Annotated in this window: 21 protein-coding genes; 7 read left to right on the top strand and 14 right to left on the bottom strand. The window is 59.2% G+C overall.

What is annotated here, in order from left to right; genetic code table 11:
- Nucleotides 1-32: 32 nt before the first annotated feature.
- From AAXE93_RS02295 to AAXE93_RS02285, 3 genes are all read right to left on the bottom strand, one after another.
- On the bottom strand, nt 33-200 hold the full coding sequence (locus tag AAXE93_RS02295; protein ID WP_390127766.1) for a hypothetical protein: 168 nt from the start codon (nt 198-200) through the stop codon (nt 33-35).
- A gap of 48 nt (nt 201-248) precedes the next feature.
- On the bottom strand, nt 249-440 hold the full coding sequence (locus tag AAXE93_RS02290; protein ID WP_115132746.1) for a hypothetical protein: 192 nt from the start codon (nt 438-440) through the stop codon (nt 249-251).
- A 70-nt stretch (nt 441-510) separates the two neighbouring features.
- On the bottom strand, nt 511-876 hold the full coding sequence (locus AAXE93_RS02285; protein WP_006850785.1) for an AbrB family transcriptional regulator: 366 nt from the start codon (nt 874-876) through the stop codon (nt 511-513).
- A gap of 244 nt (nt 877-1,120) precedes the next feature.
- On the opposite strand from AAXE93_RS02285, the gene AAXE93_RS02280 reads away from it, so the two are divergent.
- Entirely contained in the window at nt 1,121-1,330 is a 210-nt protein-coding gene (locus tag AAXE93_RS02280) for a DUF1651 domain-containing protein (protein WP_390127762.1), read from the top strand.
- A gap of 124 nt (nt 1,331-1,454) precedes the next feature.
- Nucleotides 1,455-1,910, top strand: a complete 456-nt coding sequence (locus AAXE93_RS02275; RefSeq protein WP_390127760.1) for a lipocalin-like domain-containing protein — start codon at nt 1,455-1,457, stop codon at nt 1,908-1,910.
- 2 nt (nt 1,911-1,912) lie between these two features.
- On the opposite strand, the gene AAXE93_RS02270 is transcribed toward AAXE93_RS02275, so the two are convergent.
- Nucleotides 1,913-2,164 (bottom strand): hypothetical protein, encoded by a 252-nt coding sequence (locus tag AAXE93_RS02270; protein WP_390127758.1) that lies wholly within the window; start codon nt 2,162-2,164, stop codon nt 1,913-1,915.
- Nucleotides 2,165-2,246: 82 nt separating this feature from the next.
- Between AAXE93_RS02270 and AAXE93_RS02265 the strand changes: the two genes are divergently transcribed.
- Complete coding sequence (locus tag AAXE93_RS02265; protein ID WP_390127756.1) at nt 2,247-3,485, top strand: cytochrome P450; 1,239 nt, start codon at nt 2,247-2,249, stop codon at nt 3,483-3,485.
- Here the strand turns inward: AAXE93_RS02265 and AAXE93_RS02260 are convergent.
- From AAXE93_RS02260 to AAXE93_RS02220, 9 genes are all read right to left on the bottom strand, one after another.
- Nucleotides 3,467-3,745, bottom strand: a complete 279-nt coding sequence (locus tag AAXE93_RS02260; RefSeq protein ID WP_390127754.1) for a hypothetical protein — start codon at nt 3,743-3,745, stop codon at nt 3,467-3,469. The genes AAXE93_RS02265 and AAXE93_RS02260 overlap by 19 nt on opposite strands.
- A gap of 65 nt (nt 3,746-3,810) precedes the next feature.
- Nucleotides 3,811-4,035 carry a hypothetical protein gene (locus AAXE93_RS02255; RefSeq protein WP_390127752.1) on the bottom strand — a complete coding sequence of 75 codons (225 nt, stop codon included), beginning with the start codon at nt 4,033-4,035 and terminating at the stop codon, nt 3,811-3,813.
- Nucleotides 4,036-4,047: 12 nt separating this feature from the next.
- The gene (locus AAXE93_RS02250; RefSeq protein WP_390127750.1) at nt 4,048-4,656 is read right to left on the bottom strand and encodes a hypothetical protein; all 609 of its coding nucleotides are present in this window, start codon (nt 4,654-4,656) and stop codon (nt 4,048-4,050) included.
- A gap of 70 nt (nt 4,657-4,726) precedes the next feature.
- Entirely contained in the window at nt 4,727-4,966 is a 240-nt protein-coding gene (locus AAXE93_RS02245) for a hypothetical protein (protein WP_390127748.1), read from the bottom strand.
- A 134-nt stretch (nt 4,967-5,100) separates the two neighbouring features.
- Nucleotides 5,101-5,970, bottom strand: coding sequence for a phycobilisome rod-core linker polypeptide (locus AAXE93_RS02240; protein WP_390127746.1), 870 nt, complete (start codon nt 5,968-5,970; stop codon nt 5,101-5,103).
- A 174-nt stretch (nt 5,971-6,144) separates the two neighbouring features.
- Complete coding sequence (locus AAXE93_RS02235) at nt 6,145-6,378, bottom strand: hypothetical protein (RefSeq protein WP_115082419.1); 234 nt, start codon at nt 6,376-6,378, stop codon at nt 6,145-6,147.
- 121 nt (nt 6,379-6,499) lie between these two features.
- Nucleotides 6,500-6,673 (bottom strand): response regulator transcription factor, encoded by a 174-nt coding sequence (locus tag AAXE93_RS02230; RefSeq protein ID WP_390127743.1) that lies wholly within the window; start codon nt 6,671-6,673, stop codon nt 6,500-6,502.
- A 9-nt stretch (nt 6,674-6,682) separates the two neighbouring features.
- Nucleotides 6,683-7,210 carry a DNA-binding response regulator gene (locus AAXE93_RS02225; RefSeq protein WP_390127740.1) on the bottom strand — a complete coding sequence of 176 codons (528 nt, stop codon included), beginning with the start codon at nt 7,208-7,210 and terminating at the stop codon, nt 6,683-6,685.
- On the bottom strand, nt 7,116-7,469 hold the full coding sequence (locus AAXE93_RS02220; RefSeq protein ID WP_390127738.1) for a hypothetical protein: 354 nt from the start codon (nt 7,467-7,469) through the stop codon (nt 7,116-7,118). Before AAXE93_RS02220 ends, AAXE93_RS02225 begins: the two co-directional genes overlap by 95 nt.
- Before the next feature lie 147 nt (nt 7,470-7,616).
- On the opposite strand from AAXE93_RS02220, the gene AAXE93_RS02215 reads away from it, so the two are divergent.
- Nucleotides 7,617-7,844 (top strand): hypothetical protein, encoded by a 228-nt coding sequence (locus tag AAXE93_RS02215; protein WP_390127736.1) that lies wholly within the window; start codon nt 7,617-7,619, stop codon nt 7,842-7,844.
- Between the two features lie 297 nt (nt 7,845-8,141).
- Here AAXE93_RS02215 and AAXE93_RS02210 read toward each other — a convergent pair whose 3' ends face one another.
- Nucleotides 8,142-8,312, bottom strand: a complete 171-nt coding sequence (locus tag AAXE93_RS02210) for a hypothetical protein (RefSeq protein WP_390127734.1) — start codon at nt 8,310-8,312, stop codon at nt 8,142-8,144.
- A gap of 197 nt (nt 8,313-8,509) precedes the next feature.
- Here AAXE93_RS02210 and AAXE93_RS02205 point away from each other — a divergent pair, with 197 nt between their 5' ends.
- The 3 genes from AAXE93_RS02205 (at nt 8,510) to AAXE93_RS02195 (ending at nt 9,174) form a co-directional block, all read left to right on the top strand.
- On the top strand, nt 8,510-8,689 hold the full coding sequence (locus tag AAXE93_RS02205) for a hypothetical protein (protein ID WP_114989333.1): 180 nt from the start codon (nt 8,510-8,512) through the stop codon (nt 8,687-8,689).
- A 49-nt stretch (nt 8,690-8,738) separates the two neighbouring features.
- Nucleotides 8,739-8,915, top strand: a complete 177-nt coding sequence (locus AAXE93_RS02200; protein ID WP_186497626.1) for a hypothetical protein — start codon at nt 8,739-8,741, stop codon at nt 8,913-8,915.
- Nucleotides 8,916-9,018: 103 nt separating this feature from the next.
- Complete coding sequence (locus tag AAXE93_RS02195) at nt 9,019-9,174, top strand: hypothetical protein (RefSeq protein ID WP_170951393.1); 156 nt, start codon at nt 9,019-9,021, stop codon at nt 9,172-9,174.
- Nucleotides 9,175-9,182: the final 8 nt, after the last annotated feature.

Raw genomic sequence — 9,182 nt, 5'->3', positions numbered from 1 at the left:
GGAGATGAGTCGGCATTGAGGTCAACTCGGGATCATTCGTTGTCGACGCGGATGAAAAAGCGACTCTCCACATCCATCTCGCCCTGATCGTCGGTTTCCGGATCGCCCTCCACCAGCTCCACGGCGAAGTCCATGTCATCCAATTCATGAACAACGCTCTGACCGTGCACCAGGTTGTGGACGAGCAGGAGTCGTTTCATGGGTGAAGGGAGACGCCGTTCCACCGGTTGATAGCAACAGCTTGATCTTCAGCGGAAGCCGAAACCTTCTCGGATCGGCTGCTTGGCGGAATACTCCCGCGAGAGCGCATCAAGCATCAGGGCGATGTAGCGGTCATCCATGCCGATGTCCTGCTTCAGCTGTCGCATCAAACTGTTGATGCTCTTGAACGCGTCTGGAATCTGATGGTCCAGATGCTCCTTGGTGGGTTGATAGGGCATCGGAGCCAAAAAAGTCACCGTGGAACCTAAGGGAACCACGGGGACAATGGTGTTGCTGCTGAACCGGAGATCAATCCTCTTCTTCGGAACCGCCAACGGGAATCAGGCGGATCTGCTTGCGTCCAAGCTTGATCTCATATTCATCGCCGGGCTGCAGTTCCAGCAAGGCGGTGTAGGCCTTGCCAATCAACAGATTGCCGTTGCCCTGAACCACAGCTTTGTAGGACAGCTTGCGGCCACCTTTGCCCACACCGGATCCACCGGTGGAGAACGAAAGTCCCTTGGCTTCAAGGAGAGCCTCGTAGAACGCGGTGAATTTCACCTGCTCTGAGCCGTCTTTCTTTTTGACGACGTAGCCACAACCTCTGGCCAGATCTGTTTTGGCGCAATCGCCAAGTTCCTTGACGCGGTTGAGCAATTCAGCTCCGGTAAGCATGGGTCTGTGAGGTCGTTACTTCTCTATTAGAACAAATATTGTGCTGCTCACAAGGGGAAAAAGGATTGAATTCAGTTCATTGGCTGCAAAAACAAAAAATCAGCATGCGTTAACAGCTTGTGTTGGTGGTTTGACAAAGCCCTCGGCGTCAAACAGTTGGCCTCGAGAGTGCGTTCAAATGGCCAACTCCCAGCACCAATCAAAATCCCAATCACACCCTGACCAGGGTGGACAGGGATGGTTGGTGAACACAACCCAACAGCGGCTGGTGCATTTCAAGCCGGAACTGAATTCAGAAACCACGGCCTGGGTCTCAATCAGGACGTATCACTACGACCCGCCCAAACCACCGCAAGCCCTCAGCCATCGCCGCGTTCTTGATCAGAACGCGATCGACACCTGGAACGGGATGGTGAAACAGGGCTGGCGGCCCTGCCGCGCTCCAGCACGCTGATCACTTTCGTTGTCGTCGCTACTGGTTCGGCAATCAATGGCATCAATTGCGCAGCAATGCCTCGCTTCAGGCTGTCAAAGCCAGACCACGATCGATAGGTTGCCGCTCAGGAACAGATTCAGTTGTGAGCGTCAGTTCGGTTCAGCCCACCCAAGCGATCAGTTCCACCAGCGTGCATGCCTCGTGGCAATTGTTGAGCTACGACGTTGAACAACAATCCAACGGCGAAACCTTCGCACCGATGGGGAACAACCCCAGCGGCTATGTGATCTTCACGGCGGAGGGGCGTCTCTCCTTCATGCTCTCAGCGGAAGGTCGCCAACCGGGCAGCAATGCCGAGGAGCGATCAGCCCTGCTGAGCAGCATGATCGCCTACACCGGCATCTATCGGCTCGAGGATGACCGTTGGATCACCCAGGTGGATGTGGCCTGGAATCCTGAATGGGTGGGCACGGAACAGACCCGCTATTTCGCGATCGACGGCGACATGCTCACGGTGCACACCCCCTGGCGGGTGATGCCCAACTGGCCCGAGAAAGGCCTCACCCGCAGCATTGTTCGTTTTCAGCGCTGCCGCTGAATTCAGGCTTCGCCTTTCTTGCCAGCACAGGCGTGGCGGGGTTGGTAGCCCTGCTGCTCAGCCAGATAGCGCAGATAAACGATCTGATGACGGTCCGGCATGCCAACGGCAGCGATCAACCCCAACGGTCCAAACAGAAAACCCGCAACAGCCCAGCGGTTGCTGTTGCGCGCCTTCTGGGCGGCAACGGTTTTCGAGAGGCCAGCGCTGATCAGATGAGCGATCAGCACAAACAGCAGAGACTTGAGTTCCACGGAGAAGGCGCAGCACACCCGTTGAGATAGCCAGCGTCTGCAGCACTGTCAGCCTTAGAACGTCAGCTCACGCCGAGCTGCGATGGCCACCACCCCCCTCCCCAGCACAGGTGCCGTGAGCGGACTGGGGGAAACCCTGGCCTTCTTCACCCAAGGGGACTTCGCCCAGCGGCGCTTTGAGACCCACGGCGATGTGTTCGAAACCAAGCTGCTGGCCCAGCGGATGGTGTTCATCCGCGGCGAAAAGGCCATCGGCGACCTGCTGGGGCAGGGGGATGCCTTGCAGGGCTGGTGGCCCGAAAGCGTGCGGCAACTGCTGGGCAGCCGATCGCTGGCCAACCGCAGTGGTCCGGGGCACAAAGCCCGGCGCCGGGTGGTGGGGCAACTGTTCTCCAGCGCAGCACTGGCCCGCTATACCCCATCGATTCAGCAGATGGTGGCAGAGCTCTGCCAGGAGCTGATCACCACCACCACAGCGCTGCCGCTGGCGGCACGGATGCGGCGCTTCGCCTTTGCGGTGATCGCAACCACCGTGCTGGGGCTGGATGGCACCAGCCGGGATGCCCTGTTCGCCGACTTCGAAATCTGGACCCGGGCCCTGTTCTCGATTCCGCTGGCACTTCCCGGCACCCCCTTCGCCAAGGCAATGGCGGCACGCCAACGGCTGCTGAACCGGATCAAGGGCGTGCTCCAGGCGGGGACCAACCAAGGCGGGCTTGATCTGCTGAGCGGAGGCTTGGATGAAGCCGGCATTCCTTTGGACGATGACGATCTGGCCGAACAGCTGCTGCTATTGCTGTTCGCCGGCTACGAGACAACGGCCTCATCGCTGAGCTGCCTGTTCCGGGCTCTGCTGCTCAACCCGGAGGTGGAGAACTGGTTGCGCGATGGATTGACAAGCGAAGCGGCATCAGCACGGTTGGACGCAACGGTGCTGGAGGTGATGCGGCTGACACCGCCGGTGGGAGGCTTCTTCCGGCGCAGCCTGGCTCCGATCGAGCTGGCGGGGGTGGCCGTTCCCGAAGGCAGCGTGATTCAGGTGGTGCTGAGCCCGACGTCGGCCGGTGATGACGAGGATCTGGCGGCATTCCGACCGCAACGCCACCTGGATGGCTCGTTCAAGCAGACGCTGCTGCCCTTCGGCGGCGGCGAACGGGTCTGCCTGGGCAAGGCCCTGGCGGAACTGGAGATCCGGCTGATGGCGGTGGGGCTGCTGCAGACGGTGGAGCTGCAGCTGCAACCGGATCAAGACTTGGCGCTGCAGCTGATCCCCAGCCCCACTCCCAAGGACGGGCTGCTTGTTCAGGCCACCGCGCGCTGACTCTGACTCTGACGGTGACGGCGACGGCGACGGCCGAGGGGTTCAATCCAGTCCACCAGCACCTCCTGGTGGCGCAGCATCGGCTCCGGCAGGCGGCAGCCGAGGTTGATCTGGCCTTGGTCCATGAGGCGTCCGAGCCGGATAGCAGCAGCCTCCTCAGGCCGATCAAAGCTGGTCTGGTGGGAGGCCAGCCAGTTCACCTCGTGCTCGGTGATCACCCCGGTGGAGAGGCTCTCCAGGAAGATTTCTCCGACGGTCATGAGAAACGTGTAACGAATTCGTTACATCCTGGCGCGGCCGGCCGGCAGCTGCGATCCAAGGACTTTCAGGCCAACCACTGATCGGCATCCATCACCTTCTTGATCAGCAGGCCGAGGCGCTTGAACTCAGCGAAGTTCACATCCTTCACCGCCTGATCCAGGCCGCAATCCACCCAGGTTCCGTCGCGCTTCTCCTCAATGTTGAAGTCCTGCTCGAGGCTGTCGCGGCGGATCCGGTAGGTGATGCCGTCCTCATGGAGGTAGTCGGCGGAAACCAGCTGCAGACCCATCGATCGCTCGCGTTAATCCAGCGATGGTGGCGCGAAGGTGTCGGCCACCGCAACAATCCAGCGGGCCGCCGCCGCCGTCACCTGTTCCTTGGTGACGTTGAACTCCAGATCGTGCCCTTGCTCGAGCAGATCGGGAATGATCGTCTGCCAGGCCATGCCGGCGGCACTGGCATTGAGATCACCGATCAGCACGAAGGCCTTGGCCGCCCCGGTGACTGCATCGGTGTACTCGGGATTGGCGCTCACCTTGCTGCGGTACCAGTCACCCACCAGATCCCGCTGGGCCTTGCTCAGAAATGGCGGGGCGCCAACGAGGTAGGCGTCGAGCACGAGCATTGGGCTGGGCACAGTCTTGCCCGGGTGCTTGAGCTCAAACCAGGCCTGGCCGATGGAGGCGGCATCGGGCCAGTGGCAGAGGAGCGCCGCGTCCTGGCTGTCGAGGGACCGCTGGCTGACTAGCTGATCGATCCGCTCCAGCAAGGCCGCCCCGGTGAGGGGCGGTTCACTGCGGGCATGCTCGGCGCGGGCCTCATTGATCGCCTCGGCCACAGCCGCCTCGTTCTCATTGAGCTGCTCGAGGGCCCGCTTGAGGTTGGCGTCGGCGTCGGCGGGGCTGGCCACGGAGCATCAAGCGGGGGCAATCCCCAAGATGTCATCCGCTTCGCCGAACCGCAGCGAAACCATCGGCAGGTTATTGATAATTTTCCACCTGAAGGTTGTAGCCCGACACCAACAGATTTTTATCCAAACAGATCTCAGCCGGAAATTGCGGGGATGCCGATTTGATCAGACGCAGATGAACTTCAGTGGGCTTATATCCCGCTCTCAGACAGCATTCAAAGAATTTAGAGACAGCTACTTCGAGAACTTCAGTGCCAAACAACGGCGTCACTTGGCCGCTTTCGTGCACCAATAGCCCGAAGTAATGCATGCCCAAGGCAAACAGTTTGCCGACCTTACGGGAACGAGGATCATTCTCAATGAGTAGGAATACTCATGAAAAAAGCAGGAGGGTTGTCCCTCCTGCCGTTCACTGATCTGTTGATCGCTGCTTGAAGCAGGGGATCAATAGCTGCCGTAGTTGAACTTGCCGCCATACATGCGGCGGTAGGCGCTGTTGCGGGCGTTCTTGACGGCGTTGGTGTAGGAGAAGCCAGCACCATCTCCGGAGAAGGCACCGCTGCCAGCAGTGAAGCCGCTGAGGTCTTTGGTGAGGCGCTTCACCAGCAGAGGGCCGGTGTACATCACGTGCTCGGCGCTGGCGTTGGCCGGGGTGAGGTCAGCCATGCCCACAAAGGTGGAGCAGGCGGCCCGGGCTTCCGACTTGAAGCCGCGCAGGTAGGGAACCGTGTCGGTGCCGAAGGTCTCGAGGTACTCCTCGGAGTGGGTGAGGCTGTCGACGAAGGCATCGAAGCCCTGATCAGCAATCAGCTGGATGCCAGCGCTGATTTCCTGCTGACTCACCGGAGGACGGCCCAGCAGGTGCTTGGTGGTGAGCTCGATGCCGCGCATGGGCGACACGGCGTGGAAGAACTTCTGCTTGTAGAGGTCGGACTTGACCAGGCCGCCCATGAAGCCCTGCACGTTGATGCGGCCATCACAGAGGAAGGCTTCCAGGGAGGTGAGGCGCTGGCTGTCGGCGATGCCGATGTTGCCGAACACCTGCTTATAAGCAGCAGCGATGGCGGTTTCCAAGGCCGAGCTGCCGGTGGCGGCGTAGGAGTGGTTCACCGCTCCGAAGGGGCAGACCTCATGGATGCGAGGACCCATGCCGATGCCCATCGAGGCGCATTGGTTCTGCTTGTATTCAGCGGTGCTGGATGCAGCTTTGCCGGCGTTGGAGCTGGCGCTCTTGGTGGCAGTCGCGGAGTTCGCAAAGGCGAAGGACACCCGTTGATCGTGGGTGAAATCCCGCTTGTACTTCAGAGCTGGCATCCGAAAGACCAATGAAATTCAGTTCAAGTTATGGCGATGACTTCACGCGCGCTGATGAACTTATAAATAGTTCAAAGTGAGCGTTACATGGCGCAATCAAAGCTGCTGACTGCGGCGTGATCGCCACAACTTGAAACGACTGAAAAGCCAGTTCTGAACTGAATTCTTGCGGAATCAGCCGCCGTTGCAGTAGCGAACGGCTTCGGCTTGGGAGCGGCCCTCAGCCACAACAGTTTCGACGCAGCCATTGAATAGACGGCTCTCCTGCTTCACGGCGCAAAGGCCAACGGCAATGGCCGCCAACGACACAGCCGACACCACGGTGGCGGAGATCTGAACCAGGCCATAGGCGAGCATCGCCCGCTTCTTGCCGCCGCAGGACTGCTGGTTGGTGGTTTCCTCGGACATCACTCAAAAATCAACGGAGTGACCCTATGGATTAAGCAAAGCCAACCGAAGCACGATCACGACCGTGATCACCGAACAGGCGATCACCGAAAAAGCGATCACCGAACACCCCCACTAGGACTCAGCCGAGGGGATCGATCAGGCCGTAGAGCAACGCCATCACCGCCAGCTGGGTGCGATCCGCGGCGCCCAACTTGTCTTTGGCGTTCACCACGTGGGTCTTCACCGTTTCCACCGAGATGCCGAGGCTGCTGCCGATGCCCTGGTTGGTGAGGCCGCGAGCGACGCCGGCCACCACCTCCAGTTACCGCTCGATGAGCTCTTCAATCAACGGCGGCAGACTGGGGTTCGGCGCCTGGGCAGCACCGAGCTGGCGAATCTCTTCGGGGAGATACACCCCGCCTTCAGAAAGGGTCTGGAGGGCTTGGACGAAATCGCCCTTGCCGGTGCCGAGGCTTGATTTGAAGATCGCCGCATCGGCGTAGGCCTCCATCGCCTCATGCACCACGGCCTGGGTTTCGCGCACCAGCACGATCAACAGCTGGCAGGTGGGCAGCTCCGCCTTCACGCGCCGCAGCAGGTTCATGCCGTAGCCGGTCTCCAGATCCGAACTGCAGATCAGCAGGCTCGGCTTGTGGCGCAGCACCAGCTCAAAGCCTTCCTCTTCAGTGGTGGCGGCACCCACCACGGCACGGCGGATCGGCTCCGCCAGGCAAAGACAAGCCAGGGTGAGGCGATCACCGCAGCAGGCCACCACCCGCTCGGTCTTGAAAAACTGCGCCGTCGCTTCGACGGCTTCGTTCAGCGCGCGCGACTCGAGCCGCAGCTCCATCCCAGGCTGTTCGGATGCCCTTCTTTGAGCGGCGTTTGGATGGCTCAGCTGCAGAGCCATCACACTCAGCATCCCTACGGACAACACCCCGGATGCAGTGGGGATAGCGCTCACGCCCCAGGCGCCAGGCCTGGGCGGCATCGACCACCTGCACCGTTTCGTTCTGCAGCTCTCCCTTGCGCTGAAGAATCAGGTCATACAGAGGAGACATGCAAACCGGCGGCGCGCTTTTATTGAGCAACACGCCAATGGATTCCACATCCCTCAGTTGAGGGTGCCATCTGTATGGCCATATCCCTCAATTGAGGGATGTAGAGCAACGACGTAATCACCAAACCCCCTTCGTGTCATTTGGCACAACACCACTGGATTGGAGACAGCACATTGATGCTGTTGCTTCAAAGCTGTGGCCAGTCGGCTGCGTCGATCCCTGCTTCAACTCGGTGACCGTGTTGGTCGCCGTGTTCAGCGCTGGCCGGAAGGATCCTGGCCCGATGCCATGCAACGCAGTCCCCGCCGGGTCCGCAGCACCGCCAAGGATGTGATCAAAAGCACCGCCCAAGCGGCAGTGGGCCTGGGCCGACGGGCTGCACGCCTGGGGATGGACTCGATCAAACGCGCCAGCAACCGATGAACAGTGGCTTGCTGGTGTTGTCTGTTCTGCTGTTTGTGGCCGGTGTCACCTTGATCAGCATCGGCTGATTAAGCACAAACACTCAACACGATTAAACGGATTGATCGGCAACCAAATTCAAGAAGCACGACAGCGGTTGATACAGCTTCTCGTTGGAATCCAACAGATCGTGGCTTCAACCAAGTCCAAAGCCCATGGAATTCCTGATTGCCGGCTGCTTTATCTTTCCGCTCTCAGCCCTTTGGATTCAATCGAGGGAAGACGACAACAACGAAGACGAAATGGACTTTCTCTGAATCAAGCCCTGGAGGTGGGCAAGACCGAGGCCTTCAATTCATGGGCCAGAAGATCCGTGGCCAGCATGGTGAGCGCAACACCCATCAGGGCAAGAGCTGTGCCCTGATTTTTGTCTGAGGCAACAGCTACATTTCTGGACAATTCCAGATGTTTTTCCCAGGAGAAATGCATCAGCTCCAGGCCTGTACATGCTTTCTAAGGCCATAAGCCTTTGCGATCCGAGCGATCAGCGGCATTCAGAAATGTTCTGTAATGCAAGCAATGCATTGAGTTGAGCATTCTTTCCGCAAATCGGTTGCAAGTACTACGTTTCTGATTTGCTGCTCCAGAAGATCCGGGGTACGTTCCGCTCACCAAGCCACAAGCCAATGGAACCGATCGCGTTGACTCTGGGCCAGAAATTTGAAATCGAAAAATTCTCACGCGAGATCGACAACTCGGATGATCTTGCAGCTCTGAAAAGCATTGCCAAAGACCTCTTGGTGGCCTGGAAACAACAGCAAGCCGCCTCCGCCTGGATCGTGCGCCAGCAGTCCCAGGGCCTCTGAAGTCAGCTGCTTTCGTTGCTCACAACTAATAACGATGGAAGACAACCAAATGATCACCACCATCTCGGTGGAAATGGATGCCTTGCGTCTTCTGCACCGAGCTGTATCAGAGGCCTACGCCAACTGGCCCGGTGGTGATGCCAACGAACAGGCCTGCCTGTTGAACATGAAGACCCAGCTCTATGCGGCCTTGATGGACCACCTGCTGGAATCGGGATCCATCTGAGTCCACTTCCGAAGCAAATCAGTCGTTTTCCCTTACCCAGTAGAAAAACTCATGTAGTGGCGGCAGCTGCGGCAACAGACTTGATCCGGCCGTGGAGTTCGCCATGCAATCTGATCGCTCCCGCCTGCGCGAGCTGGAGATCCGTGTCGCCAACCCGCAGCACTGGAGTTCTGGCGAACACCAGATCAATGTTGAAAACCTGAGGCAGCTGCGCTTTCAGATCGAGGATCAACTCAAGAAACTGCGCCAGCAGACGTAGACCTCTGC

The organism is Synechococcus sp. HIMB2401, from assembly GCF_042883245.1.
GTDB lineage: Bacteria > Cyanobacteriota > Cyanobacteriia > PCC-6307 > Cyanobiaceae > Parasynechococcus.
This window is presented reverse-complemented; position numbering and strand designations above follow the sequence as displayed.